Genomic DNA, 26412 nt, shown 5'->3' on the forward strand with positions numbered 1-26412 from the left:
GGGCCACATACTGGCGCGCAGCTTAGCGCAGTCGCTCCTGGGCACGCGCCTTGAGCTGACGGGACTGGACATGGAGGCTGGCCCGTACCAGCAGTTCACGATCTTCCTCACGAATGCGGGCATAGTCGAGGACGATATGTTGGCCATATTCCCCCGCCGTCACCTCGCGTACCCTGGCATAGCAGTAGACGGCAGATGCCTCGTCACGCAGGAATATCTTGAGGCGCACCAGCTGATCCCGCAGGGGAGCCTGGCCATGCCCCTGGGCCGGGTGCAGGTAGGTGAGCTGGCCTGCCCCAAAGGTCAGGGTGTGAAAGCGCTGCTCTGGGTGATCCTGGGCGGCGAGCACATAGCTCATGATCATGTCTATCTTGCGAGACTGCTGATTGATGATCTCGACCAGATCCTGCATGGCGTCATTCTGGTTGCGAATGAGCCGGGTGGTCGCCATGTCGATGGAGCTGATGGCGGCGGCGATGCGAAAGGGCTCGGGCAGCTCGGCCTCCAGCGCCTGTTCGCTTGGCAAGCTGTAATCATCCGGCAGGGGGATCACATTGACCGGCGTGGCATGGGTGACGCTGAAGAACTGTTCCTGCATGGAGGCTATCCCTTGTTGTCATAGACGGTTTCCCTTTATTATCCGGTATCTTATTTTGTTGGCAACGTGCATATCCTTGAAGACCGGACTTTTTCAGCCCCTTTCGCTGGCCATTGGCCTGCGATATGCAGGGTCACGGCGCAGTAATCGCTTCGTCTCTTTCATCTCTTTGTTTTCCACCTTTGGCATCGCCATCGGGGTCGCGGCCCTGATGGTGGTGATCTCCGTCATGAATGGCTTCGAGGGGCAGCTCAAGGGGCGCATCCTGGGGGTGATCCCCCACGTGGTGCTGACCAGCGAGGCCGGGCGCATCGATACCGCCCCCGAGGGGCTGCCTGATCTTGCCAAATTGCCCCATGTGGTGGCGGTAGCGCCCATGCTCGATAGCGAGGGCATGCTGCAAAGCCCCGGTCAGCTGACCGGGGTGAGCGTGCAAGGCATCGATCCCGCCCACTGGCCAAAAGATGACATTCTGCACTCCCAGATGCTGGGGGGGCGCCTTGCCTCCCTCAAGGGCGGTGACTACCAGATAGTGCTGGGGCAGGGCGTGGCGCGTCGACTCGGCGTCGGTCTGGGGGATGAGGTGCGTCTTATTCTGACCGAAGGCACCCGCTTCACTCCCTTTGGCCGGGTACCCGCTCAGCGGCTCTTCACCGTCTCGGGCATCTTCGGCGTGGGCGCCGATGTGGACGATCAAATCGCCCTGATCGCCATTCAGGATGCCCAGCGCCTGCTGCGCTTGCCTGAACATCAGGTGGGCGGTCTGCGGCTCTGGCTCGATGATCCCTTCGCGGCCGACGCCGTGATCAAGACGCCGCTGCCGGACGGTTATCAGTGGCAAGACTGGCGACGGGAGCGCGGCGAACTGTTCCAGGCCGTGGCCATGGAAAAACGCATGATGGGACTGATGCTGGTGCTGATCATCGCGGTCGCCACCTTCAACATCCTCTCTGCCCTGGTCATGGTGGTGACGGACAAGGAAGGGGAGGTGGCCATCTTGCGCACGATGGGCATGAACGAGTCTGGTATCGTCAGGATCTTCATGGTGCTGGGTGCATCCAGCGGCGTGATTGGTGCCCTGTTCGGCGCCTTGGCGGGCCTGGGTCTCTGCCTGGGCCTCAACCCTTTGCTAAGCGGGCTGGGCCTCAACCTTTACATGGCGGCGGGGGGCAGTGGTCTGCCCGTCATCGTCGAGCCGATGCAGGTGGTCACCATACTGGCCGGCGCCGTACTGCTCAGCTTCGGTGCCACCTTGTATCCTGCGGCCCGTGCGGCGCGGGTACGCCCGGCCGAGGCACTGCGCCATGAATAATTCATCTTCTGTTTCTACCCCCGATGTGAGTGGAGTCCCCCTTATGAATGAGCCCTTATTGCACGAACCTCTGCTGCGTTGTCAGGGACTGACTCATGTCTATCAAGAGGGGGAGCTGGAGACCCAGGTGCTCAAGGGGATCGACTTGTGTGTCGCTCCCGGCGAAATGCTGGCCGTGGTGGGCAGCTCGGGCTCGGGTAAAACCACGCTGCTGCACCTGATGGGCGCGCTGGACAATCCCTCCAGCGGCTCAGTGCAGTTCAAGGGTCAGGATATTCATCACTGGGACAGCCGTACTCAGGCCAGATTCCGCAATCAGGAGCTGGGCTTCGTCTACCAGTTCCACCATTTGCTGGCCGAATTTACCGCCCTTGAAAATGCCGCCATGCCGCTGCTCATCGCCGGTGAGTCCGTGGCATCGGCCAGTGACAAGGCGAGCAAGATGCTGGCCCGGGTCGGGCTATCCCATCGTCTCAACCACAGGCCGTCCGAGCTCTCCGGTGGCGAACGCCAGCGGGTGGCCATCGCCCGTGCCCTGGTCAATGAGCCCAGCCTGGTCTTGGCGGACGAGCCGACCGGCAACCTGGATCATGCCAGCGCCACCGCCGTCTATGAGCTTTTGTGCGAGCTGAACCGCGAACTGGGCACGGCGTTCGTGGTGGTGACCCATGATCTCAGCCTGGCTGCCAAGTTGCACCGCAGGGTGAATCTGGTGAGCGGCGTCATGGCGGAGGTTGCCTGATGTTCAAGCCGCTGCCCCTGTTTCTGGGCCTGCGCTACAGCCGCTCCCGCCGTCGCAACGGTTTCATCGCCTTTATCTCGGCCTCTTCCCTCATCGGCATTGCGCTGGGGGTGATGGCGCTCATCCTGGGGCTTTCCGCCATGAACGGTTTCGAGCGGGAGCTTAAAGACCGGGTATTGGCCGTCATTCCCCACGGGGAGCTGGATGCGGTGGAGACGCCGCTGCCCGATTGGCCCAGGCTGCGTGACTATCTGCTGGCCCAGCCCGGCATCGAGGCTGCGGCCCCGGTGATCCGGCTGAGCGGCCTGCTCGAACATGGCAGCGCCCTCAAGGGGGTGCAGCTGCGCGCCGTGCTGCCCGAACTCGAAGCGAATCTCTCCGATGCCGGCAACTTCATGACAGGGCGGGGCTTTCGCGAGCTCAAGGCCGGTGAGCGCGGTGTGATCCTCGGCAAAACCATCGCGGACAAGCTGGGGGTCGGCATCGGCGATCAGGTGGTCATCTTGCTGCCGCAAGGCGGGGATGCCGCTGGCATCAAGAACCCGAGGCGCGAAGCGCTGCACGTGGTTGGCTTGCTTGAACTTGGCGGCCAGCTCGACGGCCTGCTCGGCTTCATGCACCTTAATGATGCCCAGGCCATTACCGGCATGGGCACGGATGTGGAGGGCTTCAGCCTCAAGGTGGGTGACGTGCTCAAGGCCCAGTCCATTACAGTGGCTGCCGCCCAGCGCTTCCCTCATCATGTCTATATCCGCAGTTGGATGAACAGCCAGGGTTATCTCTATCAGGATATCCAGATGGTGCGCACCGTCATGTATGTGGTGATGCTGATGGTGGTGGCCGTGGCTTGCTTCAACATCGTCTCCACCCTGGTGATGGCGGTGAACGAGAAACGCAGCGAGATTGCCATTCTCAAGACCATGGGGGCCAGCCCCGGCCAGATCCGACTCACCTTCGTCATCCAGGGCATGGTGAACGGTGTGCTCGGCGCCCTGCTCGGCGCCCTGCTCGGCGGTCTGCTCTCGAGCAAGCTGACCCAGATTTTGAGTGCTATCGAAGGGATGATCGGCCACCGCTTCCTCAACCCCGACATCTACTTCATCGATTTTCTGCCCACCGAACTGCATTGGCAGGACATGGCCATCGTCACAGGTGCCGCCATCTTGATGAGTCTGCTGGCGACCCTCTACCCGGCCTGGCGGGCGAGCGGTCTGGTGCCGTCCCGGGAGCTGGGGCACTGATCGAACGATGCGTTATGAACAGCATTGCTCGCGACAACAATGACAGAAATGAAAAAGGGCCCATAGGGCCCTTCTTCTATTTGCGGCGCAGGCGGGTCAGTGTCCGCTGAGCTCATCAAGGGGGAGAGAGAAGCTTGGCACGAACACATCGATAAAGTAGCGCATGGCCGGGCTCATGCGCTGCGCCAGCATCTGTTCCAGGCGCTTGCTGGCCGGTTCAAACTCTCGGTTTCCGGCGTTGATCTCCTCCAGGCATTTGGTATAGGCGCAGAGGGTATCTGCATCCTTGACCAGTCGGCTGAGCTCGCTGTCCTGGGCGGCGGAATCGAGCAGGGGACGAAAATCCTCCACCAGTTCGGGAGGCAGCAGTGCCAGCAGTCGCTGCTCGGCGGCCAGTTCTATCTTTTTGTATTCTCTGGCAATTTCTGGGTTGAAGTACTTGACCGGCGTGGGCAGATCCCCGGTGAGTACCTCGCTGCTGTCGTGATAGAGGGCCATGACGGCGGCGCGATCGGCATCGAACTGACCCTCGAACAGGCGATTATGGATGAGCCCCAGTGCATGGGCCACCATAGCGACCTGCAAGCTGTGCTCGGCGATGTTCTCCGGCTGTATGTTGCGCATCAATGGCCAGCGGTAGATGAGTTTCATGCGGGAGAGATTGGCGAAGAAGTGGCTGGGCAGCATGGAGGCCTCGCAAATGGGTGAACAGAACACATGAAAAGGGCAGACCCTAGTCTGCCCTTTTTCCCAATCAGGCATCAAGCCCGTTGGTTATCAACGAATATAGCGGCCTGATTCCGCTTCCTGGTTGGTAACCACCATCTGGCCTATGGGGGCCAGGGCAATCAGTGCCAGCTTCAGGTGCTGGATACCAAAGGGGATACCCACTATGGTCACAAAGCAAGCCAGTGCCGAGGCGATGTGGCCGATGGCGAGCCAGATGCCGATCACCAGGAACCAGATGATGTTGCCAATGAGGCCCAGTGTCCCAGTCCCTATGTCTCTTTGACCCATCATGCTCTTGCGGCTCACGGCCTGCTTGCCGAAGGGGAAGAAGGTGAAGGTGCCGATCACGAAGCAGGAGCGGCCCCAGGGAATGCCGATGAGCGAGACAAAGCAGAGCAATCCCGCCAGCCACCAGGCCAGTCCCATGATGACGCCACCGAGTAAAAACCACAGCAGGTTGAACACAAAGCGAAAAAAGCCCATCAGTTTGACTCCAGATCCAAATTGGTTGCCACCATAGCCGCGCGGGGCGGGGGACGCAATATGTGAATAGACTCCTTGCCATACTGAACTGTCAATTAGAGTCGCAGCCTGTGGCCCACCGAAGAGCATTTTTCCCCGATTTATCGAGGAAAAAGTGAGCCAGTGCAAATTCTTGCACCCTTTCCCCTTGAAGTTGGCCCCCGGTTGCCCCATATCCACCACAGAATTGCACTAATTGCCGCTTCAGGGGCAGGGATGTGGGGCTCTGCGGCTCGACGCGACCAAAGTGCGCCGCTATAATGTCGCGTCATATTTTCTCATCACAAAGACAGTCGTTGTCTTTATAAACAGGAAGACTCCGGGTCTCGACCCAGGGGCAATAAAGGGTCAGCACAGAGTGCTGAGTTGAACGAGGTAAAAGAATGCAAGTTTCTGTAGAGACAACCCAAGGTCTGGAACGCCGTCTTACCATCACTGTACCGGCTGCCGCTGTTGACGCTGCCGTACGTAAAGAATTGAATGGCCTGGCCAAGACCCGTCGCATCGACGGTTTCCGTCCTGGCAAGGCTCCGGTAGCCATCATCAAGAAGATGTTTGGTGCCATGGCTCATGCCCGCGTTGCCGATGAGATGATGCAGAACAACTTCATCAAAGCCATCATCGAGAGCAAATTGAGCCCGGCCGGTGCCCCGACCATGGATCCGAAAGAGATCAAAGAGGGCGAAGATTTTGAGTTCACCGCCACCTTCGAAGTCTATCCGGAATTCGAAGTTGCCGGTCTGGATGCCATCAAGGTTGAGAAGCCGGTTGCGACCGTCAAGGACGCCGACCTGGCCAACATGATCGACACCCTGCGCAAGCAGCACGCCACCTGGGCTGATGTTGACGCCGCCGCTGCCGCTGGCATGCGTGTTACCATGGACTTCGTCGGTTCCATCGACGGTGAAGAGTTCGACGGTGGCAAGGCCGAAGGCTTCACGCTGGAGCTGGGCGCTGGCCGCATGATCCCGGGCTTCGAAGATGCCATCCTCGGCAAGAAAGCAGGGGACGAGTTCACCATCGAAGTGACCTTCCCGGCTGACTACCATGCTGAAAACCTCAAAGGCAAGGCGGCCAAGTTTGCCTCCAAGCTCATCAAGGTTGAAGAGCAGGTGCTGCCTGAGCTGAGCGAAGAGTTCGTCAAGCGTTTCGGTATCGAAAGCGGTTCTGTTGACGATTTGAAAGCCGAAGTGCGCAAGAACATGGAACGCGAACTGACTCAAGCGCTGAAAAACAGCGTGAAAGAGCAAGTGCTGAACGGCCTGGTTGAAGCCAACCAGATCGATCTGCCTAAAGCGGCTGTCGAGCAAGAGATCGAGGCCCTGCGCAAGCAGGCACTGCAGCGTTTTGGTGGTTTCCAGGGTGGTCAAGCACCTGAGCTGCCGGCTGAGCTGTTCCAGGCCCAGGCCGAGCGCCGTGTCCGCGTTGGTCTGCTGCTGGGTGATGTTATCCGCACCAACGAGATCAAGGCTGATGACGCACGCGTTACCGCACTGATCGAGTCCATGGCCACCGCCTACGAAGATCCGAAGGAAGTGATCGAGTACTACCAGAAGAATGAGCAGATGCTGAATGGCGTTCGCAACCTGGCAGTAGAAGATCAAGCCATCGACCTGATCCTCTCCAAGGCGCAAGTGACCGAAAAAGAAGTGGCCTTTGACGACGTGATCAACAAGTCTGGCGCCGCTGCCTAAGAAGATTTGACTTAAGGTCAAAACTGTTAAGTATAATGGCTCGTGTGATGTCCACTCGGGCCATTTTATTTTAGGGACAATGCCTTATGTACAAGAACTATAACGACGTGACAGATTCTCCCCGCAATGCCCTGATCCCCATGGTGGTCGAGCAGACTGCCAAGGGTGAGCGTTCGTACGATATCTACTCCCGTCTGCTCAAGGAGCGGGTCATCTTCCTGACCGGTCCGGTTGAAGATCACATGGCCAATCTGGTCGTGGCCCAGCTCTTGTTTCTCGAGTCCGAGAGCCCGGATAAAGACATCTCCATCTATATCAACTCTCCAGGCGGCGCGGTAACGGCAGGCATGTCTATCTATGACACCATGCAGTTCATCAAGCCGGATGTGAGCACCGTCTGCATGGGGCAGGCCTGCTCCATGGGAGCCTTCCTGCTGGCAGGCGGCGCCAAGGGCAAGCGTTTCTGCCTGCCCAATGCCCGGGTAATGATCCATCAGCCGCTTGGCGGTTTCCAGGGCCAGGCATCGGACATCCAGATCCATGCCCAGGAAATCTTGAAGATCAAGAATACCCTGAACGAGCGGTTGGCTTTCCACACCGGCCAGGACATGGCCACCATAGAGCGTGACACCGATCGTGACAACTTCATGTCGGCAGAGCAGGCAGTGGCCTATGGTCTGGTGGATGGCGTGTTTAACCAGCGCGCCTAACGCAGGGTACACCGGTCTGTTGTAAACTCAGCAGACTGATCATCCTCTATTGATACAACGAGGTTGCTGAATGACAGAGAAACGCAAGGGTGAAGGTGACAAGCTGCTCTACTGCTCTTTTTGCGGCAAAAGCCAGCATGAAGTGCGCAAGCTGATCGCTGGCCCTTCCGTCTACGTTTGCGATGAGTGCGTCGAGCTGTGCAATGACATCATCCGTGAAGAGATCCGCGAGATCTCTCCCAAGCGTGATGGCGATGCCCTGCCGACCCCTCACGAAATTCGTGCGCACTTGGATGACTATGTCATCGGTCAGGAGTATGCCAAGAAGGTATTGGCGGTCGCCGTTTACAACCACTATAAGCGCCTGCGTAACAGCGGCGATGGCAGTGGTGTCGAACTCGGCAAGTCCAACATCCTCCTGATAGGCCCGACCGGTAGCGGCAAGACCCTGCTGGCCGAGACCCTGGCCCGCCTGCTGGATGTGCCTTTCACCATGGCCGATGCCACCACACTGACCGAAGCCGGTTATGTGGGCGAGGACGTGGAGAACATCATCCAGAAGCTGCTGCAAAAGTGCGACTACGACGTGGAGAAGGCCCAGCGTGGCATCGTCTACATCGACGAGATCGACAAGATCTCCCGCAAGTCGGACAACCCCTCCATCACCCGCGACGTGTCCGGGGAAGGGGTACAGCAGGCCCTGCTCAAGCTGATCGAAGGCACCGTTGCCTCTGTTCCGCCGCAAGGGGGTCGCAAGCATCCGCAGCAGGAGTTCCTGCAGGTTGATACTTCCAAGATCCTCTTCATCTGTGGCGGTGCTTTTGCCGGCCTGGACAAGGTTATCGAGCAGCGTTCCCACAAAGGGGCAGGTATCGGCTTTGGCGCCGAGGTCAAATCCAAGGACGCCAAGGCTTCCTTGAGCGAGACCTTTGCCAAGGTGGAGCCGGAAGATCTGATCAAGTACGGTCTCATCCCCGAGTTCATCGGTCGTCTGCCTGTGGTCGCGACCTTGACCGAGCTGGATGAAGCTGCGCTGATCCAGATCCTCAAAGAGCCGAAGAACGCACTGACCAAGCAATATGCCGCCCTGTTCGATCTGGAAGGGGTGGAGCTGGAGTTTCGTGACGATGCCTTGAACGCCATTGCGCGCAAGGCGATGGAGCGCAAAACCGGTGCCCGGGGTCTGCGATCTATTGTCGAAGCCGTGTTGCTCGACACCATGTATGACTTGCCGTCCCTGGACGGGATCAGCAAGGTGGTGATCGACGAGACGGTGATCAAGGGGGAGTCTGCGCCCCTGATGATCTACGAAAACAACGATACCCAGGCGGCTGCGTCAGAGTAACAGACTGATTTTTAATCAGATGAAAGGGGCATTTTGCCCCTTTCTTGCTTTTTACGGCCAAGGCGATTGAATCTCATCTTTACGCCCCCATATACTCAGCCAAGCGCTTTGCCAACGGTATAACAAGCCGAGAGGACATATATGAACCTAGAGCGTTCAGAACGCATCAAGATTCCCGTCCTGCCTCTTCGTGACGTGGTGGTTTACCCCCACATGGTCATTCCACTCTTCGTGGGGCGGGAAAAATCCATTCGCTGTCTGGAAGCGGCCATGGAGCAAGACAAGAAAGTCCTGCTCATAGCCCAGAAGGATGCGTCAACCGATGAGCCTACCGTCGAGGAGATTTTCTCGGTCGGGACTGTGGCCAACATATTGCAGATGCTCAAGCTGCCGGACGGTACCGTCAAGGTACTGGTCGAAGGCGGCCAGCGTGCGCGTCTCGAACAGATGATCGACGATCAGGACTTCTTTGTGGGGGAGGCCGAGTACATCGCCTCCACGCCCATCGAAGAGCAGGATCAGGAAGTGCTGGTGCGCTCCGCCATCGGTCAGTTCGAGGGCTATATCAAGCTCAACAAGAAGATCCCGCCCGAGGTGCTCACCTCGATCTCGGCGATCGACGATGCGGCGCGCCTGGCAGATACCATGGCCGCGCACATGCCGCTCAAGCTCGAAGACAAGCAGAAGGTGCTGGAAATTGCCTCTGTGTCCGAGCGCATCGAGTTTCTGATGGCCATGATGGAGTCGGAGATTGACCTCTTGCAGGTTGAGAAACGCATCCGCTCCCGGGTCAAGAAGCAGATGGAGAAGAGCCAGCGCGAGTACTATCTCAACGAGCAGATGAAAGCCATCCAGAAAGAGTTGGGTGAGCTGGAAGACTCGCCGGATGAGTTCGAGGCACTCAGTCGCAAGATTGAAGAGGCTGGCATGCCTGCCGATGCTCATGACAAGGCGCAGGCGGAACTTGCCAAGCTGAGAATGATGTCCCCGATGTCGGCCGAAGCCACCGTAGTGCGCAGTTATGTGGACTGGATGGTGCAGGTGCCCTGGCGTACCCGCTCCAAGGTCAAAAAAGACCTTGGCAAGGCCCAAGAGGTGCTGGACGCGGATCACTATGGTCTGGAGAAGGTCAAGGATCGCATCCTCGAATATCTGGCGGTGCAGGCGAGAGTCAACAAGCTCAAGGGCCCCATTCTTTGCCTGGTTGGGCCTCCCGGCGTGGGCAAGACCTCGCTCGGTCAATCCATTGCCAGAGCGACCGGCCGCAAATATGTGCGCATGGCGCTCGGCGGCGTGCGGGACGAAGCCGAGATCCGCGGCCACCGTCGTACCTATATCGGTTCCATGCCCGGCAAGCTCATTCAGAAGATGGCGAAAGTCGGCGTGAAGAACCCGCTGTTCCTGCTCGATGAAATCGACAAGATGAGCTCCGACATGCGCGGCGATCCCGCTTCCGCCTTGCTGGAAGTGCTGGATCCCGAGCAGAACAACAGCTTCAACGATCACTATCTGGAAGTGGATTATGACCTGTCGGACGTCATGTTCGTGGCCACCTCCAACTCCATGAACATCCCGGGTCCCTTGCTGGACCGGATGGAAGTGATCCGTCTGTCCGGTTACACCGAGGATGAGAAGCTCAATATTGCCAAGCAGCATCTGGTCGCCAAGCAGATCCAGCGCAATGGCCTGAAACCGGCGGAGATCACCATAGAGGATTCCGCACTGGTCGGTGTCATTCGTTATTACACCCGGGAAGCCGGGGTACGTAGCCTGGAGCGCGAGATCTCCAAGATCTGCCGCAAGGCGGTCAAGCGCATCCTGCTGGACAAGAGCATCAAGCATATTCTGGTCAATCAGGACAACCTCAAGGAGTACCTGGGGGTTCAGCGTTTCGATTACGGCAAGGCCGCCGATCAGAACCAGATTGGTCAGGTATGTGGTCTGGCATGGACCGAGGTCGGCGGTGATTTGCTCACCATCGAAACCACCAATGTGCCAGGCAAGGGCAAGCTCACTTACACAGGTTCCCTGGGTGATGTGATGCAAGAGTCCATCCAGGCTGCCATGACGGTGGTGCGGGCTCGCGCCGAGAAGTTGCGTATCAACGCCGACTTCCACGAGAAACGCGACATCCATGTACACGTACCCGAGGGGGCTACCCCGAAAGATGGTCCGAGTGCTGGTATCGCCATGTGTACTGCCCTGGTTTCCAGTCTGACCGGCAACCCGGTACGTGCCGACGTGGCCATGACGGGGGAGATCACCCTGCGTGGCGAAGTGTTGCCCATCGGTGGCCTCAAAGAGAAGCTGCTGGCAGCCCATCGTGGTGGCATCAAGCGGGTGTTGATCCCGAAAGATAACGAACGAGACTTGGAAGAGATCCCGGCCAACGTCAAACAAGATCTTGAAATCTATCCGGTTCGCTGGATTGATGAGGTGTTGGAACTGGCATTGCAGGACAATCCACAGGGTTTCGAACGCGTTTCTGTCGTATAAAAGTTGATGCGCCGCAAACTTGGCGCACGTGCTCGGGGGTTAAGGCTTGCAAGCGCCGGATAACGGCAGTAGCCTTGACCCCCGATCCGGTACTCATGATCAGTCGCAATGCGTGATGTGGCGCGGGTTTGCGCCATATTGTCACTTGCAACTGGCCAGGAGGCTTGCTATAAAACCTCCACTTGTTGCGGCCAGGGAAATCACTGCTGCAGCGATGTTCGATAAAAGGGGAATATAAGAGTGAATAAATCTCAACTGATTGACAAAATTGCAGACGGCGCCGATATCTCCAAAGCCGCCGCTGGCCGTGCGCTGGATGCTTTCATTGATGCCGTAGGCGAAGCCCTGAAAGAGGGTGACCAGGTTGCTCTGGTTGGTTTCGGTACTTTCGCTGTTCGTGAGCGCGCTGCCCGTTCTGGCCGCAACCCGCAAACTGGTGCGACCATCGAGATCGCTGCAGGCAAAGTGCCTGCTTTCAAGGCCGGTAAGGCTCTGAAAGACGCTGTAAACTGAGTCGGTTGCTGATCCTGTCGGCTCCGTCCTTGGTCGCAGACCAGACAAAGTTAGAGGGCTCTCCCTCATACTGATTGACCAAGGCGCATCGCAATCGGTGCGCCTTTTCATTATTCATGCCCATCGAGTTCGGGAGCATAAGTACACACATGATGTTGGATAAACTACGCGAAGGCGCGCAGGGCACGGTCGCCAAGGTAATCCTGGGCCTGATCATCCTCTCCTTCGCCTTGGCCGGAGTAGGCAGCTACCTCAATGGCCCTGCTCGTACCGCCCCCGCTACCGTCAACGGGACTGAAATCAGCCAGCAGGCGCTGGAAAATGCCTATCGTAATGAGCGCGCCCGCATGGAATCCCAGATGGGAGAAGCCTTCAGCCAGCTGGCCGCCAACCCTGACTACATGAAACAGTTCCGTCGCAGCGTGCTCGATCGCCTGATCGATCAGGCGCTGGTTGACAGCAAGGCCCATGAGCTTGGCTTGCGGATCAGTGACGAACAGATCAAGCAGGCCATCGTCGCCATGCCGGAGTTTGCCAAAGAGGGCAAGTTTGACAACGACCTCTACCTGCAGCTCATTCGCCGCGCCAACATGACCCCCGAGATGTTCCGCGACTCCCTGCGCCAGGACATGGTACGCCAGCAACTGGTTGGCGCTCTCTTGGGCACCGAGTTCGCTCTCAAGAGCGAGGCCGAACAGCTCGACAAGCTCTATAACCAGACCCGGGATCTGCGTCTGGTGCGTCTGGCCGCCGACAACTATGTGGGCGAGGTCAAGGTGACTGATGAGGAGGTGGCGCAGTTCTACAAGAGCAACAGCAACCGCTTCATGAGCGATGAGAAGGTCAAGGTCGATTATCTGCTGCTCGATGCCGCCAGCTTGAGCAAAGATATCAAGGTGACCGAGCAGGAGGCCAAGGATTACTACGACCAGCATCAGGACCTGTTCCAGCGTGCCGAGCGTCGCCGCGTGGCGCACATCCTGATCCCCCTTGGTAAGGATGAGCAGGCCGCCGAGCAGAAAGCCGCAGGCTTGCTGACCGAACTCAAGGGCGGTGCCGATTTCGCAGCCCTGGCCAAGGCCAACTCCTCCGACACCTTCTCCGCCAAACAGGGCGGTGAACTGGACTGGTTCGAGAAGGGCGTCATGGATCCGGCCTTCGAGCAAGCCGCCTTTGCCCTTGGTAAAGAGGGGGATCTCTCCGCCGTGGTCAAGAGCCCGTTCGGTTTCCACATCATCAAGCTGCTGGGCGTGCAAGCCGCACAGACCAAACCGTTTGACGATGTGATGAGCGATACCATCACGCGTCTGCAGGCAGACAAGGCGAAGGAGCAGTTCTTCAATCTGCAGCAGAAGATGGCCGATACCAGCTTCGAAAACCCGGACTCGCTGGACATGACAGCCGATGCCCTGGGTCTCAAGGTGCAATCTGTTGACTACTTCACTCAGGCTGATGCCCCGGCGCCGCTCAATGATGGCAAGGCGCTCAATGCCGCCTTCTCCGAGCAACTGCGCGAGGAGAACACCAACTCGGATGTGATCGAGCTGGCCGATGGCAAGGCGCTGGTGCTGCATGTGACCGGTCATCAGCCCAAAGCTGCCAAGCCGCTGGCCGAGGTGAAGGAGCAGGTCGTTGCCGCCATCACCCACGACAAGGCGAGCGAGATTGCCCGCGGCAAGGCCCAGGGCCTGCTCGAGCAGATCAAGGCCGGGGAAGATATCAGCGCCCAATTGACGGCGCTGGGTCTCAAGTCTGAAACCCACAAGGGGGTCGCTCGTTTCACCCAGGATCTGGATCAGAACTTGCTGGCCGACGCCTTCCGCCTGCCCCATCCCAAAGATGGCAAGCCGAGCGTGGATCTGGTGACCGAGGCCAATGGCGATCGCGTTATCGTTGCCCTGGACCAGGTCAACGTGCCTGCCGAGGCTTCCCAGATGCTGACCATGCTGCAAGGGCAGCTCGGTCAGGGCAAGGCTCAGGCCAGTTACAAGTCGCTGGTCGAAGGGCTGCGCAAGTCCGCCAAGATTGAGTACTTCACCGATGTGGAGTCTGCGATAGAGTGATCTTCCGCTTCAGGAAAACATGAAAAGGGCCCGCAATCGCGGGCCCTTTTTTATGCACATTTCATCATGCCGCGGGGCAGAACAACAAGAAGGGAGCCTGACCCTGGGCCTGGCTCCCTCTGGTTAAGTTGCACGACCGGGAAGGTTACACGGCCTGGTATTCCAGCTCGACCTTGCCCAGCGCCTTGAGCACAGATCTGGCCGCATCTTGCTGGCTGATCTGACCCTTGCTGTTCTCTATCAGGACAGCACGGCGTACCTCACCCAGATCTGCGCCATTGAGCACCGCATGGGCACAAGCCATCTGCATGGGCGGCAGGCTGGGGTTGAAGGCGGCGTTTTCGGCGTAGCGACCGCAGAAGATGCGACCGTCATTGAACTCCAGCGCGACCGCCGCAAAGCCCTGGCTGTAGGGGGCATAGCTCTGGCGTGCGGCGGCCAGGGCGGCGAGCACCAGGGCATCGTCGCTGCTCAGGGTCAGATCATGGTGCTGCGGGCTCATCAGGGCATCGCTGATATCCAGATCCGCCGGGCCGAAGGAGTGGGGCAAGAAGGCTTGCAGGGTGCTGATGGTATCGGGCAGGGAAACCTTCAATGCCTTGGCCGTGCTCAGTTCGTTCATAAACTGGCGGCAGTGACCGCAAGGGGTGTAGTTGACCGTGATCTCGCTGATCCCGGTCTCGCCACTGAGCCAGGCATTGGAGATGGCAGATTGCTCGGCATGTACCGAGTGGAACAGACCTTGCCCTGCAAACTCCATGTTGGCGCCCAGATACCAGCGACCACTGAGGCCACAGGCGATGGCGCCGACGAAGAAGCGGGAGATGGGGGCAACCGAACAGGCGGCGGCCAGGGGCAACAGGGCCAGGCGCAGCTCACGCTCGGCAAGCTGGCTTGCAGCGAGCAACTGCTGGATCTGGTCTTGGCTGAAGCTGGCGGCAAAGTCATCGCCAAGCATGGGGGTCACGACGTCTCTCAGGGACGTCGGCAGCTGGTCGAGTATCTTGGCAAAGCGGGGATGCATCTATCTGTCCTCATGGGCCAATTGGGAGGACATTGTAGGGAGTGGCCGAGGTCATTTGTGTGAACCAACTCACAGCTTGCTCGCGCTGTCCGGCCGACAGGGAATGGGAAACGTTTGCTTTTCCAGTGGCGAGTCACCGGCAAGGGGCAGCTTGCCTCGAAAGCGTGTTACGGGGAGGGCAGGCAGGCCTGGACAATGACCCGAGGAGGCTTATAGGGGTTATGAAACAGCAGCGATGGCGGCCTGGCAGCCGCCATCGGATGTCAAGGAACCAGCCAGTGATAGAGGGCGAACAGCAGCGGCGCCACGGCGGCAGTCAGTATGCCGCACATCACCATGGCGAGGGAGGCGAAGGCACCTTGGCTAATGCCCTGCTCGGCGGATGCGGCGGTGCCGATGGCATGGGCACAGGCACCCATGGCGAGGCCCTGAGCCTCGGGATCCGTGACGCGAAACAGCTTGAGCAAGGGATAGCCGATGAGGGCGCCAATGATGCCGACCACCACTACCACGGCGGCGGCGATGGCTGGTATGCCCCCCAAGGATTGGCTGACGCTCATGGCCAGGGGGGTGGTGATCGATTTGGTGGCCAGCGACGCCAGCAGGGCCGGTTCTGCGCCCATGCAGTAACCGATCGCCAAGGTGGTACACACCGAGATCAATACGGAGGCCAGGGTGCAGATCAAGATGGGCTTGAGCCTGGCCTGGATCTGGCGGGCCTGTTGATAGAGTGGCAGGGCAAGGGCCACCACGGCAGGCTCGAGCAGGGCTGTGATGGGACGGGTGCCTTGCTGATAGTCGGTGAAGGGGAGCCCGAATCCGAGGATGATCCCCATGATCACCAGGGTCGGGATCAATACAGGGTTGATGATGGGCCAGGGCAGACGGCGATAGAGGGCCCGGGTCAGGAAATAGAGCGCAAGGGTCAGGGGCAGGGCCAGCCAGATCATGAATCCACCCTCTGATTGATTTTCTGATTCATCTGCTGATTCATCTGCTGATTCATGCGCTGATAGAGGCGCCCCACCACAGCCAGGATCAGCACTATGCCAACCACGACGCACAGCAAGATAAGTTCGATGGATTGACTCAGTGGCTCTAGCCAGGCGACCAGGCCGACGGCCACGGGCACGAACAAGACTCCCATATGACGCAGCAGCAGGCCGGCGCCCTGCTCGACCCAGCCTAGCTTGACGATTTGCAGGGAGAGCAGCACAAACAGGGTCAACAGCCCCAGTATGCTGCCGGGGAAGGCGAAGGGCAGCATTGCCGCCAGGGCTTTGCCTATCAACAGGCAGGCGATGATGACCATGAAGTCGCGAAAGTAGATCAAGGCGCGTTGGGCGAGCACGTGAGCCTCATTGGATAGCTGTGAGCGAGGTCGCAGTTTAACAGAGTGCAGGGGCCGCAGGACAGGGCCAACTGACCCACTTATGATACAAGCAGGAGTGGGCCTCACTTTGCGCAGGCTGAACGGCATTGGCCGAGCACCCTCAGCGCTCCTCTGCGTACTTATCCAAGGAAACATCCATGTCGTCTTCACTCCTCGCCCGGTTACGGGCACTGCCAGCGGATCTGGCCCAACCCGACAACTTGCTGCAGACCCGGCAGTGGGACGGGCCCCTGTGCCGGGTGCGGCTGGACAATCTGGGACCCGATCCCGTGGCCGTCGATGACTGGGTGTTGTTTGATGGCTCCCTTGGCATCTCGTTGGATGCGGCCATCTATGGCGAGGGTTTCCAGATGCTGGCCCAGACAATGGGGCTCTGGCAGGCGCCCGAGCCGGTGGGACGTTGCCCGGATGCCGATGTCTATCGCATCACCCAGGATGACGGCTTTCACACCATTCACAATCTCTTGCTGGTTGCCCATCCCGAAGGGTGGCTGCTGCTGGCATTTGCCAGTTGCGGGCAATTTGGCGGTGAATTTCGCCTCTACCCCGATGGCCGTCTGCAGATCTTGATGCGGGCCGAGGGGCGGGCACTGCAACCGGGTCAGCATTGGCAGAGCGAAGGATTGCTCTGCCTGACGGGGCCGGATCGTGAGGCACTGCTGGCAGCGCTGGCCGGCAGGATCAGCGCAGAGCATGGCACCTTGATCTCACCGACGCAGGCGCGGCCAACGGGGTGGTGTTCCTGGTATCACTATTACAGCGAAGTGAGCGCTGAGGATATTCGCGAAAACCTGGCGGAACGTGGGGCGCGCTTCCCTGCGCTGACATACGTGCAGATCGACGATGGCTATCAGGCCAGGATGGGGGACTGGCTGACACCCTCGGCCAAGTTCGAACAAGGGGTTGCCAGCTTGGCGGCAGAGATCCGTGCCAGCGGTTGTGAACCTGCGCTCTGGGTCGCTCCGTTTATTGCCGAACCAGGTTCCCGGGTGTTTCAGGATCACCCTGACTGGTTCGTGCAAGGGGAGGATGGCTTGCCGCTCCCCGCCGAGCGGGTAACCTATGGCGGTTGGCGCTGTACTCCCTGGTATGTGCTCGATGGCACTCACCCCGAGGTGCAGGCCCACCTCGAGCGCAGCTTCCGTACCTTGCGCGAGCAGTGGGGCATTCATTACTTCAAGCTGGATGCCAACTTCTGGGGAGCCATACACGGCGGCCGTTTCTTTGACCCGGCCGCGACCCGCATTCAGGCCTATCGCCGTGGCATGGGGGCCATACTGGCGGGCGCCGGGGAGGGGGCCTTTCTGCTTGGTTGCAATGCGCCGCTATGGCCGAGTCTGGGGCTGGTGCACGGCATGCGGGCAAGCGATGACGTGGAGCGTAGTGGCCCGCGTTTTCGCCAGATAGCCAGAGAGAGCTTTTGCCGTGCCTGGCAAAACGATCGGTTGTGGGCGCTGGATCCTGACTGTGTCTGTCTGCGGGATCTCTCAAGCCAGCGGGCGGAGCCCCACAATTATGAGTTCCACCTGGCTGCCCTGGTAGCCAGCGGCGGCATGGTGTTGGCCGGCGACAGGTTGCAGGATCTCGATGAGGAACAAGCGGCAGCCCTGCACAAACTGTTGGCGCTGAGTGCGGTGCGCGCCCCCAGCGCGCGCTTTGACACCATGGCGTTTGAGCGCGGCTGGGTTGTCCTCCCTTCAGGTGGCAGGCTGCTCTGTCTGTTCAACTGGTGCGATAAGCCAGAGACAGTCACTGTGCCAGCAGGGGGGATCGATTTCTGGCATGAGACCGGGGTGGGTGAGTGGCTCACCCTGCAGGGCGGGCAAGGGAGAGTGATCAGCTACTCCTGAACCTGCGCCAAGATGATATCAGGCTCCCGTGGGAGCCTGATTGTTGCGCGATATGCGACTCAGTAGCGCCACTCGATGCCAAGGGCGTAGTTGGCTTGACCGTAACCGGGGATCTGATTGGTGGAGGCGAGGGCCTTGACGGTGAGCATGGGGCTGAGCGGGACACCCAGCCCCATGCCAACGGCTATCTGATCGTTCGGGTTGCCTATCATATCGGCCCGCAGCATGCGATAGAGGGACATGTCCTGGCTCATATGAACATAGCTTTGGGAGGCGAGGTTATAGAGCTGGCCAAACACCTCCAGCTGAAATCCGGCCTGGGGGGTGATGGCCAAGGGCACCCCGACAAACTTGTAGAGATCCGAATAGTTGAAGTAGCTGTTGGTAATGGAGGGGGTGAAATTGGTCTGCTGGTAGAGGACGCTGAAACTCTGCTGCATCAACTGATAGCTCTGGCGTGGCAACTGCAACAGATATTCGGGCAACTCGAAGCGAGGCGCCGCGAAGACGGTGGGGGTCAGCAGTGTCAGACCAAGCAGGCTGGCGGTAAGCAGGTTAGCGCGCATCTTGTTATGGAATATCCCTCTGGATGGCTGCCCTGTCATCAGGGCCTGTTGCCATTATGGCGTGAGCAGGCCTCTGCGACAGGGCTTTAACTGTGAAACTAGTCACAAGTTACAGATTTTCAAGGTAATGGTAGAGGGACTTCAGGATGATAAAGTTCCGTTCGTTACCCTGATTCTGCTCCGCCAGCGCCTCTAACCTGGGCAGATAGTCCGGCAGTTGGGATTCAAAGTAGTCGCTGCAATGTTGGCGCCAGCGTTTGAGTTCAGGTTCGCTAAGGGTCTGTGGCCAGTTACGGGCGCGATAGCGGAACAGCAGTTCGGGCAGGCGCTTGTCGCTGAAGGCAAACTCCCGTTCACCGAGCAACTCCGGGGACGTGGCACGCACCATATCCATGCTCGCCTTGTCCCCCTGTCCGAAGAAGCCGGCATAGAGCTGGGTATCGGGGTCATTGTCGTTGCTACCCTCAAACTCCTGATTGAAGACCTCGACCAGCTTCTCGCGCACTTGTGGATGCGCCCGCAGCAGATCAAGGCTCCTGCGGCACTGTTCCCTATCAATCCCCAGTGTGTCGGCACGCTCCGGGGTCAGAGTGGCCGCCGGGGCCAGTACCGGGCACTTGTTGATGTGCACCAGTTTGACCGGGATGGGGGCCAGCTCGCCCAGCTCGTCCTTGCGGGTGTAGAGCCGCTCGCGGATCTCTGCGCTGCTGAGCTCAATCAGGGGCGTCGGGTCACGGGTCAGATCCACCATGATGACGGCATTCTGGTTATGGGGGTGCCAAGCCAGTGGCGACACCCAGCTCACGCAACCCTGCCAGGGGGAGAACATGCCGGAGACGTGCACCAGGGGTTTCATGGTCACCAGATCGAGCAAGGCCTTGACCTTGTTTTTGTTGCGCAGGGCAAACAGGTAATCGAACAGCTTGGGCTGCGCCTCTTTCACCTTCTTGGTCATGGCGATGGTGGCCAGCACGTCCGAGAGGGCATCGTGGGCATTGGCATGGCTGATGCCATTGGCTTCGGTCAGTTTTTCCAGGCGGAAACTCGGTTTGCCCTCCTCATCGAAGGCCCACTCTATCCCTTCTGGCCGCAGCGCGTAGCAGGCGCGCAGCATGTCGAGAATATCCCAGCGAGAGTTGCCGTTTTGCCAGGCATAGGCATAAGGGTCATAGAAGTTGCGATACAGGGTGTAGCGCGTGACTTCGTCATCGAAACGAATGCTGTTGTAGCCGAGAATGCAGGTGTCAGGTTTGGCGAATTCGGCGTGAATTTGGGCGATGAAGTCCGCTTCGCACAGACCATCTTTCATCGCCTTTTGTGGCGTGATCCCCGTAATGAGGCAAGCTTCCGGGCTGGGCAGGTAATCGGCCGGCGGCTTGCAGTAGATGACCAGAGGATCGCCAATCAGATTGAAATCCGCATCGGTGCGCACCCCGGCAAACTGCGCCGGTCGATCGCGGGCCGGGCTTATCCCGAATGTCTCGTAATCGTGAAAGTAAAATGTTGGCTGTGTCATGGATCTCTACTGGTGCTGCGCGGTGAAACATGGCCCCTGAGGCCTTGGGCCGCCAATGCTGGCACAGATGGGGATCCCACTGCAATGCTAGCGGGGCAAGGGGCTGGCATCTGCTGCTTTATTGGTCGCCATGCTGTCTCATGCAAGAGGCTGGTTGTCATTCGAACATGATCTACTATAAGTTGAAATATCAAGTTGATAGCGTGTATTCAGCTTCGGAGGAAGCCTTATGTTGAGTAGCGTCGCAAGCTGGACTCCCCTCGGGACAGGGCTGGCGGGACAAGTGCACCGGGCAGCACAGCGCGGGCAGCTTAAGGCAACAATCATTGGCCGTGACGGGGAGGGCCGCGCAGTGGGGCATGATATGACCGCGCCCTTGGCGAGTCGGCCTCGGCCTCGGGGTGAACATGACGATCAGCCCCCCCTGTCGTCGGGGCCAGCATCCTTATTGGTGATGGTTTGCTCAGGGGTCTTACCCCTAGTCCCACCACGGGCTAACAGCCACACCATGACCAGATGGTGCGGCAAGTGACTCGCCCCGAGATGCCATAACATGGTGCGCGGCAAGTTTGCCTCCCTTGCCCTGATCCTGGTGGCCTTTCTCGGGGTCACTCTCTGGTCGGCCTGGAGCAATGATCGCGCCTTCTCCGTGCTGGTGCGTTACACCCAGCTCTCCGCCTGGTCGTTGGCCCAGCTTGAGTTTGAAATGCAAAGCTTCCAGGAGGGGGTAAGCCTCTACCAGAGCGGCAATCTGGATGGGCGCGAGCTCAATAAACGCTACGATCTGGTCTGGAATCGGCTAGATATTTTCCTCAATGGGGACGAGTCGAGCACCATCCGGCAGCATTTTCAAGCCGAACGCAAGGTGGGACGCATCTTCAAGCTGATCAAGCAGCACGAGCAGGATGTGCTGGATCCCCACCCGGGGTCTGCGGGTCTTGATAAGCTGGCATTGGGACTTGCCGACATGATGCCGGACATTCGTGACCTCATGGTCGAGAACTTCACCGGCCCGAGCGCTATTCGCCAGCGTATGTCATTGCTGCAATCCAAGCAGAGCAATTTCTGGTTGCTCAGCGGTCTCTTGCTGATGGGATTGGTGATGCTTTACATGCTGTTCCGGGAGACCCGCCGCCATCAATTTCTGGCCTGGAACGATCCCCTTACCCGCTTGCCCAATCGCGCCGCCTTTATCCGGGACCTGGATCAGGCGGCGCGGCGCGTTGCCAATCAGGATCGCCCGCTGACGCTCTGCTTGCTCGAGCTCAATCACTTCAAGGAGGTCAACGACAGCCTGGGTTATGCGGCAGGGGATGCGCTGCTGGTGACGGTGGCTCGGGCCATTGAGGATTTCGTCGCAGGAGAGGCGCTCGTGGCGCGGATCGGTGGCGATGAGTTCGCCCTCTCGTATTTTGGCGAGCGTGAGCAGGAGTACCCGGATCGCCTGCTGGCCCATCTGCAACAACTGGTGTTTCAGGCTGATCCGGCCCACAGGGTCAAGGTGAGCATGGGGATCAGCCAGAGCCTCATTGCCTGTCATCAGGTTGAGGAGATCATGCTGTTTGCCGACATTGCGCTGGACAATGCCCGCCAGCAAGGGGTTCGCAGCCAGCTGTTCAATCAGGCCATGCTGAGCCGCTATGAGCGCAGTCGTCAGCTTGCCGCCGAGTTGCGTGATCATCTGGATGGAGAGGGGAGTGATCAGCTCAGTCTCTATTATCAACCCATCATCAAACGGGAAGGACGTCACCGGCTTGGCGCCGAGGCACTGCTGCGTTGGCAGCATCCTCAATACGGCTTCATCAGCCCGCCGGACATCATCAGCCTGGCCGAAGACAATGGCCTGGGAGAGCGCCTCGGTGACTGGATCTTCAACCAGGTCAGCCAGGATCTGGCCCCCTTGCCGCCGAGCAAGGTGATGAAGCTGGAACTCTCCATCAACCTGTCCAGCTCCATGTTCAACGAAGGGCTGCCCTCCCGGGTGGCGCGGATGTTGCTGACAAGCCCCCTGTGCGCCGATCAGTTGATCCTGGAGTTGACCGAAACCATCGCCCTTGACGATCTCGAGCTCAGCCAACGTATTCTGACCGCCTTGCAGCAGTTGAGGGTGTGCATTGCCTTGGATGATTTCGGCACCGGCTGGTCCTCTTTTGCTTATCTCAAAGAGCTCAACTTCAACAAGATCAAGATAGACAAGTCTTTCATTTGCAATATCGACAGCCATACCCGCCAACAGTTGTTTGTCAGCAGCATCACGGATCTGGCGCACAAGCTGGCGGTACCGGTGGTGGCAGAGGGGGTGGAGACGGCGGCAGAGCTGGCGATGGTGTACGATCTCGGCGTCGATGAGATCCAGGGTTTCTTCTACGCCAAGCCCATGCCAGCCGCCGATTTTCGCGCCTTCTGCCAGCGCTACCTTGCCCATCAGCCGCACGCCGTCTCACTCATGGGCTGACGCCCGTCCCCGCCTCGGGTATAGTCCTGCGCCAGGAAACGCCTTGAGGAGTGCGAGATGAAATTCAGTCCCCTGCTGGACGACATGATGAAGGCCTTGCAGGTTCTGCCCGGGGTCGGCCCCAAGTCCGCTCAGCGCATGGCTTTTACCCTGCTCGAGCGCGAACGCAGTGGCGGCCTGCGATTGGCCCAGCTGTTGACCCGCGCCCTGACCGAGATTGGCCATTGCAGCCAGTGTCGCACCTTCACCGAACAGGAGCGTTGCGAGATCTGCCAGAGCCCCAAACGGGCAGAGAGTGGCCTGCTCTGCGTAGTTGAGAGCCCGGCTGACGTCGCGGCCATCGAACACACGGGTCAGTTCTCCGGACGCTATTTTGTCTTGATGGGTCATCTGTCCCCCCTCGATGGCATTGGGCCCGAAGAGCTGGGGCTGGAGATCCTGGAGAGGCGGTTGAAAGAGGAGCAGATAAGCGAACTTATCCTCGCTACCAACCCCACCATTGAGGGAGATGCAACCGCCTGGTACATCGCTGATCTGGCGCGCAGCACCGGGGTCGAGGTGAGCCGCATCGCCCACGGGGTGCCGGTTGGCGGCGAGCTTGAATTGGTGGATGGCACCACGCTCTCTCACTCCTTGATGGGGCGACAGCGTCTGAAGTAGCGCCTTGGCAGGGTCTGGTTCTTGGCATGCGCCATCGCCGAGCCCCAGCAGTGTGATCGCCATGACCAGGGGCGAGTGAGCAAGATTGCACACTCGCCCCTTGATATTTGCAAGGCCACCCCCATCTAGGTTGAGCATGTGTTCAACCGATGTTTTGAGGACTGGTCGATGACCCAAAGTGTTCATACCGAAACCCACGGCTTTCAAACCGAAGTCAAACAACTGCTGAGCCTGATGGCTCACAGCCTCTATTCCAACAAAGAAGTATTCCTGCGCGAGCTGATCTCCAACGCCTCAGATGCGGCGGACAAGCTGCGCTTCAAGGCGCTTTCCGATGCCTCTTTGTTCGAAAATGACGGCCAGCTGCGCGTGCGCCTGGTCGTAGACAAAGAGAACAAGACCCTGACTATCTCGGACAACGGCATCGGCATGACCCGTGACCAGGTGATTGAGCACCTGGGCACCATTGCCAAATCCGGCACCGCCGACTTCTTCAAGCACCTCTCCGGCGATCAGGGTAAAGACTCCCAGCTGATCGGCCAGTTCGGGGTGGGCTTCTACTCCGCCTTCATCGTCGCCGACAAGGTGACCGTGATCTCCCGCGCCGCCGGCACCGAGCCGAGCCAGGGCGTGCAGTGGGAATCGGAAGGGGAAGGCTCCTTCACCGTGGCCGACGTGACCAAAGCCGGTCGCGGTACCGACGTCATCCTGCACCTGCGTGCCGAGGAAGAAGAGTTCCTCGACGACTGGCGTCTGCGGGCCGTGGTCGCCAAATATTCCGACCACATCTCAGTGCCGGTGGAGATGTACAAAGAGGGCTCCCCGGACAGGGAAGAAGAGGGTGAGACCATAGTCGGCACCTCCGGCGAGTGGGAGCAGGTCAACCGCGCCACCGCACTCTGGACTCGCAGCCCGAAAGAGATCAAGGACGAGGAGTACCAGGAGTTCTACAAGCACGTCGCCCACGATTTCGAAGATCCGCTGCTTTGGGGTCACAACCGAGTCGAAGGCAGCCAAGAGTACACCAGCCTGCTTTACGTGCCGGCCCGTGCCCCCTTCGATCTCTATAACCGCGAGCAGAAACACGGCCTGAAGTTGTATGTACAGCGCGTCTTCATCATGGATGACGCCGAACAGTTCATGCCAACCTACTTGCGCTTCGTCAAAGGGGTGCTCGATTCCAACGATCTGCCGCTCAACGTCAGTCGCGAAATTTTGCAAGACAACAAGGTCACCGCCTCCTTGCGCAAGGCTTGCTCCAAGCGGGTGCTGACCATGCTCAACAAGCTGGCCAAGGACGACAGCGAGAAGTACGCCAAGTTCTGGAGCGAGTTCGGCAATGTGCTCAAAGAGGGTCCGGCCGAGGACTACGCCAACCGGGAAGAGATCGCCAAGCTGCTGCGCTTTGCCAGCACCGCGGGCGAGGGCGAAGCCCAGACCGTCTCCCTGGAAGAGTATGTTGGCCGCATGAAGGAAGGTCAGCAGAAGATTTACTACATCACTGCCGACAGCTTCGCGGCTGCCAAGAACAGCCCGCACCTCGAGATCTTCCGCAAGAAGGGTGTCGAAGTGCTGCTGATGTGGGAGCGGGTCGATGAGTGGTTGATGAGCCACCTCGACGAGTTCGATGGCAAGCAGCTGGTCTCCGTCACCCGTGGCGAGCTGGACTTGGGGGATCTGGAAGACGAGGCATCCAAGCAGGCCCAGGAGGAGGCTGAAAAAGCCAACGCCGGTCTGGTGGAGCGGGTCAAGCAGAGCCTGGCCGATGCCGTGAAAGAGGTGCGAGTCACCCATCGTCTGACCGATTCACCCTCTTGCATCGTCACCGATGACAGCGGCATGAGCACCCAGATGATCAAGCTGATGCGCGCTGCCGGTCAGCCGGTACCTGAGCAGAAGTACATACTGGAACTCAACCCCGACCATGCCTTGGTGAAGAAGTTGGGTGCCATCGAAGACGAGGCGCTGTTTGGCGAGTGGGTCACCCTGCTGCACGAACAGGCCCAGCTGGCAGAACAGGGCGGTCTCAATGATCCGGCGAGCTTCGTCTCCCGTATCAACCGATTGTTACTCCAGTCCTGATGACCTTGGCCCACTCCTGCGAGTGGGCCTCTTTATTACCTATACCTTGACAGGTGTCGTGCCAGACAGGCACGGCACCTGCTGCATTTTCACTCACTTCAGGTCTCCGACTGTCTCTCCTTGCGCCAAGGGGACTGTGGGGATACTGGTGGTAAAATCGGCACTCGCTCGCGGTTTGCTTGTTAAAAAGCGGGAAACCGTGTAGTTTTTTGCCTTCTCAAGATTTGAATAACCAATCAATAGGAGCGTGTATGCGCATTGTTCTGTTGGGGGCTCCGGGCGCCGGTAAAGGCACCCAGGCTCAGTTCATCATGGAAAAACACGGTATTCCCCAGATCTCCACCGGCGACATGCTGCGTGCCGCGATCAAGGCGGGCACCGAGTTGGGCCTCAAGGCCAAGGCCGTGATGGACGCAGGTCAGCTCGTCTCCGACGACATCATCATCGGTCTGGTCAAGGAGCGTATTGCTCAGGCTGATTGCGCCAACGGTTTCCTGCTGGACGGCTTCCCTCGCACCATTCCCCAGGCGCAAGCCATGAAGGATGCCGGTGTGGTTGTTGATTTCGTGCTCGAATTCGCCGTGCCGGACGAAGAGATCGTCAAGCGCATGAGCGGTCGTCGCGTTCACTCCGGCTCCGGCCGTACCTACCACGTGGTGTTCAACCCGCCAAAAGTGGAAGGCAAGGATGACGTGACCGGTGAGGATCTGGTGATCCGTGCCGATGACGAAGAGACCACAGTGCGCAAGCGTCTGGATGTTTACCATGAGCAGACTGCACCGCTGATCGGTTTCTACGGCAAAGAGGCCGAAGCCGGCAACACCCGTTACGTCAAGATCGATGGCACTCAGCCCGTTGATCAGGTGAGCCAGCAGCTGGCCACCATTCTGGCCTGATCCCG

22 protein-coding genes are annotated in these 26412 nt (G+C 59.1%); 14 read left to right on the forward strand and 8 right to left on the reverse strand.

Annotation, left to right across the window (positions count from 1 at the left end; genetic code table 11):
* Positions 1-22 precede the first annotated feature (22 nt).
* A complete protein-coding gene (locus ACSMDR_RS00075) occupies positions 23-598 on the reverse strand; it encodes a PilZ domain-containing protein (RefSeq protein WP_436466591.1) in 576 nt (191 codons plus the stop codon).
* A gap of 76 nt (positions 599-674) precedes the next feature.
* On the opposite strand from ACSMDR_RS00075, the gene ACSMDR_RS00080 reads away from it, so the two are divergent.
* The 3 genes from ACSMDR_RS00080 to lolE are packed head-to-tail and all read left to right on the forward strand — an operon-like array spanning position 675 to position 3893.
* A complete protein-coding gene (locus ACSMDR_RS00080) occupies positions 675-1910 on the forward strand; it encodes a lipoprotein-releasing ABC transporter permease subunit (RefSeq protein WP_005904112.1) in 1236 nt (411 codons plus the stop codon).
* 43 nt (positions 1911-1953) lie between these two features.
* On the forward strand, positions 1954-2652 hold the full coding sequence (gene lolD / locus ACSMDR_RS00085) for a lipoprotein-releasing ABC transporter ATP-binding protein LolD (protein ID WP_005904115.1): 699 nt from the start codon (positions 1954-1956) through the stop codon (positions 2650-2652).
* Positions 2652-3893 (forward strand): lipoprotein-releasing ABC transporter permease subunit LolE, encoded by a 1242-nt coding sequence (gene lolE / locus ACSMDR_RS00090; RefSeq protein WP_005904117.1) that lies wholly within the window; start codon positions 2652-2654, stop codon positions 3891-3893. Before lolD ends, lolE begins: the two co-directional genes overlap by 1 nt.
* Positions 3894-3989: 96 nt before the next feature.
* On the opposite strand, the gene yfbR is transcribed toward lolE, so the two are convergent.
* Positions 3990-4580 carry a 5'-deoxynucleotidase gene (gene yfbR, locus ACSMDR_RS00095; RefSeq protein WP_436466592.1) on the reverse strand — a complete coding sequence of 197 codons (591 nt, stop codon included), beginning with the start codon at positions 4578-4580 and terminating at the stop codon, positions 3990-3992.
* Positions 4581-4670: 90 nt separating this feature from the next.
* On the reverse strand, positions 4671-5105 hold the full coding sequence (locus tag ACSMDR_RS00100; RefSeq protein ID WP_005904121.1) for a YccF domain-containing protein: 435 nt from the start codon (positions 5103-5105) through the stop codon (positions 4671-4673).
* A gap of 422 nt (positions 5106-5527) precedes the next feature.
* Here ACSMDR_RS00100 and tig point away from each other — a divergent pair, with 422 nt between their 5' ends.
* The 6 genes from tig (at position 5528) to ppiD (ending at position 13965) form a co-directional block, all read left to right on the forward strand.
* Positions 5528-6838 (forward strand): trigger factor, encoded by a 1311-nt coding sequence (gene tig, locus ACSMDR_RS00105; RefSeq protein ID WP_436466593.1) that lies wholly within the window; start codon positions 5528-5530, stop codon positions 6836-6838.
* An 86-nt stretch (positions 6839-6924) separates the two neighbouring features.
* Positions 6925-7548, forward strand: a complete 624-nt coding sequence (clpP, locus tag ACSMDR_RS00110; protein WP_005904123.1) for an ATP-dependent Clp endopeptidase proteolytic subunit ClpP — start codon at positions 6925-6927, stop codon at positions 7546-7548.
* A gap of 70 nt (positions 7549-7618) precedes the next feature.
* Positions 7619-8893 (forward strand): ATP-dependent protease ATP-binding subunit ClpX, encoded by a 1275-nt coding sequence (gene clpX / locus ACSMDR_RS00115; protein WP_005904125.1) that lies wholly within the window; start codon positions 7619-7621, stop codon positions 8891-8893.
* 141 nt (positions 8894-9034) lie between these two features.
* The gene (lon, locus tag ACSMDR_RS00120; protein ID WP_042043129.1) at positions 9035-11389 is read left to right on the forward strand and encodes an endopeptidase La; all 2355 of its coding nucleotides are present in this window, start codon (positions 9035-9037) and stop codon (positions 11387-11389) included.
* 240 nt (positions 11390-11629) lie between these two features.
* Positions 11630-11902, forward strand: a complete 273-nt coding sequence (gene hupB / locus ACSMDR_RS00125; protein ID WP_005315375.1) for a nucleoid-associated protein HU-beta — start codon at positions 11630-11632, stop codon at positions 11900-11902.
* Between the two features lie 149 nt (positions 11903-12051).
* Positions 12052-13965, forward strand: a complete 1914-nt coding sequence (gene ppiD / locus ACSMDR_RS00130; RefSeq protein WP_005904130.1) for a peptidylprolyl isomerase — start codon at positions 12052-12054, stop codon at positions 13963-13965.
* Positions 13966-14110: 145 nt separating this feature from the next.
* On the opposite strand, the gene cdd is transcribed toward ppiD, so the two are convergent.
* The 3 genes from cdd to ACSMDR_RS00145 all read right to left on the reverse strand — a co-directional run bounded on the left by cdd (position 14111) and on the right by ACSMDR_RS00145 (position 16340).
* Entirely contained in the window at positions 14111-14989 is an 879-nt protein-coding gene (gene cdd / locus ACSMDR_RS00135; protein ID WP_436466594.1) for a cytidine deaminase, read from the reverse strand.
* A gap of 263 nt (positions 14990-15252) precedes the next feature.
* Positions 15253-15939: an LrgB family protein gene (locus ACSMDR_RS00140; protein WP_005907749.1), complete on the reverse strand. Its 687-nt coding sequence runs from the start codon at positions 15937-15939 to the stop codon at positions 15253-15255.
* Complete coding sequence (locus tag ACSMDR_RS00145) at positions 15936-16340, reverse strand: CidA/LrgA family protein (protein ID WP_436466595.1); 405 nt, start codon at positions 16338-16340, stop codon at positions 15936-15938. Before ACSMDR_RS00145 ends, ACSMDR_RS00140 begins: the two co-directional genes overlap by 4 nt.
* 179 nt (positions 16341-16519) lie before the next feature.
* Here ACSMDR_RS00145 and ACSMDR_RS00150 point away from each other — a divergent pair, with 179 nt between their 5' ends.
* Positions 16520-18232: a glycoside hydrolase family 36 protein gene (locus ACSMDR_RS00150; protein ID WP_436466596.1), complete on the forward strand. Its 1713-nt coding sequence runs from the start codon at positions 16520-16522 to the stop codon at positions 18230-18232.
* Between the two features lie 59 nt (positions 18233-18291).
* On the opposite strand, the gene ACSMDR_RS00155 is transcribed toward ACSMDR_RS00150, so the two are convergent.
* Both ACSMDR_RS00155 and sbcB read right to left on the reverse strand, forming a co-directional pair.
* A complete protein-coding gene (locus ACSMDR_RS00155; protein WP_005907752.1) occupies positions 18292-18798 on the reverse strand; it encodes a hypothetical protein in 507 nt (168 codons plus the stop codon).
* Positions 18799-18907: 109 nt separating this feature from the next.
* Positions 18908-20314, reverse strand: a complete 1407-nt coding sequence (gene sbcB / locus ACSMDR_RS00160) for an exodeoxyribonuclease I (RefSeq protein ID WP_436466598.1) — start codon at positions 20312-20314, stop codon at positions 18908-18910.
* A 553-nt stretch (positions 20315-20867) separates the two neighbouring features.
* On the opposite strand from sbcB, the gene ACSMDR_RS00165 reads away from it, so the two are divergent.
* The 4 genes from ACSMDR_RS00165 (at position 20868) to adk (ending at position 26407) form a co-directional block, all read left to right on the forward strand.
* Positions 20868-22769: a putative bifunctional diguanylate cyclase/phosphodiesterase gene (locus ACSMDR_RS00165; protein ID WP_436466599.1), complete on the forward strand. Its 1902-nt coding sequence runs from the start codon at positions 20868-20870 to the stop codon at positions 22767-22769.
* A gap of 57 nt (positions 22770-22826) precedes the next feature.
* Positions 22827-23429, forward strand: coding sequence for a recombination mediator RecR (recR, locus tag ACSMDR_RS00170; RefSeq protein ID WP_436466600.1), 603 nt, complete (start codon positions 22827-22829; stop codon positions 23427-23429).
* 168 nt (positions 23430-23597) lie between these two features.
* On the forward strand, positions 23598-25511 hold the full coding sequence (htpG, locus tag ACSMDR_RS00175) for a molecular chaperone HtpG (protein WP_436466601.1): 1914 nt from the start codon (positions 23598-23600) through the stop codon (positions 25509-25511).
* A 251-nt stretch (positions 25512-25762) separates the two neighbouring features.
* Positions 25763-26407, forward strand: coding sequence for an adenylate kinase (gene adk, locus ACSMDR_RS00180; protein ID WP_005908560.1), 645 nt, complete (start codon positions 25763-25765; stop codon positions 26405-26407).
* The last annotated feature ends 5 nt before the right edge of the window (positions 26408-26412 follow it).

This window comes from Aeromonas molluscorum (genome assembly GCF_051376105.1).
Taxonomy (GTDB): Bacteria; Pseudomonadota; Gammaproteobacteria; order Enterobacterales; family Aeromonadaceae; genus Aeromonas; species Aeromonas molluscorum.

Excerpts from the sequence above, each read along its gene's own strand:
- ACSMDR_RS00075 (WP_436466591.1), bottom strand. The coding sequence starts at position 598 with ATGCAGGAACAGTTCTTCAGCGTCACCCATGCCACGCCGGTCAATGTG.
- lolD (WP_005904115.1), top strand. The coding sequence starts at position 1,954 with ATGAATGAGCCCTTATTGCACGAACCTCTGCTGCGTTGTCAGGGACTG.
- lolE (WP_005904117.1), top strand. The coding sequence starts at position 2,652 with ATGTTCAAGCCGCTGCCCCTGTTTCTGGGCCTGCGCTACAGCCGCTCC.
- yfbR (WP_436466592.1), bottom strand. The coding sequence starts at position 4,580 with ATGCTGCCCAGCCACTTCTTCGCCAATCTCTCCCGCATGAAACTCATC.
- ACSMDR_RS00100 (WP_005904121.1), bottom strand. The coding sequence starts at position 5,105 with ATGGGCTTTTTTCGCTTTGTGTTCAACCTGCTGTGGTTTTTACTCGGT.
- tig (WP_436466593.1), top strand. The coding sequence starts at position 5,528 with ATGCAAGTTTCTGTAGAGACAACCCAAGGTCTGGAACGCCGTCTTACC.
- clpP (WP_005904123.1), top strand. The coding sequence starts at position 6,925 with ATGTACAAGAACTATAACGACGTGACAGATTCTCCCCGCAATGCCCTG.
- clpX (WP_005904125.1), top strand. The coding sequence starts at position 7,619 with ATGACAGAGAAACGCAAGGGTGAAGGTGACAAGCTGCTCTACTGCTCT.
- lon (WP_042043129.1), top strand. The coding sequence starts at position 9,035 with ATGAACCTAGAGCGTTCAGAACGCATCAAGATTCCCGTCCTGCCTCTT.
- ppiD (WP_005904130.1), top strand. The coding sequence starts at position 12,052 with ATGATGTTGGATAAACTACGCGAAGGCGCGCAGGGCACGGTCGCCAAG.
- cdd (WP_436466594.1), bottom strand. The coding sequence starts at position 14,989 with ATGCATCCCCGCTTTGCCAAGATACTCGACCAGCTGCCGACGTCCCTG.
- ACSMDR_RS00140 (WP_005907749.1), bottom strand. The coding sequence starts at position 15,939 with ATGATCTGGCTGGCCCTGCCCCTGACCCTTGCGCTCTATTTCCTGACC.
- ACSMDR_RS00150 (WP_436466596.1), top strand. The coding sequence starts at position 16,520 with ATGTCGTCTTCACTCCTCGCCCGGTTACGGGCACTGCCAGCGGATCTG.
- ACSMDR_RS00155 (WP_005907752.1), bottom strand. The coding sequence starts at position 18,798 with ATGCGCGCTAACCTGCTTACCGCCAGCCTGCTTGGTCTGACACTGCTG.
- sbcB (WP_436466598.1), bottom strand. The coding sequence starts at position 20,314 with ATGACACAGCCAACATTTTACTTTCACGATTACGAGACATTCGGGATA.
- ACSMDR_RS00165 (WP_436466599.1), top strand. The coding sequence starts at position 20,868 with ATGGTGCGCGGCAAGTTTGCCTCCCTTGCCCTGATCCTGGTGGCCTTT.
- recR (WP_436466600.1), top strand. The coding sequence starts at position 22,827 with ATGAAATTCAGTCCCCTGCTGGACGACATGATGAAGGCCTTGCAGGTT.
- htpG (WP_436466601.1), top strand. The coding sequence starts at position 23,598 with ATGACCCAAAGTGTTCATACCGAAACCCACGGCTTTCAAACCGAAGTC.
- adk (WP_005908560.1), top strand. The coding sequence starts at position 25,763 with ATGCGCATTGTTCTGTTGGGGGCTCCGGGCGCCGGTAAAGGCACCCAG.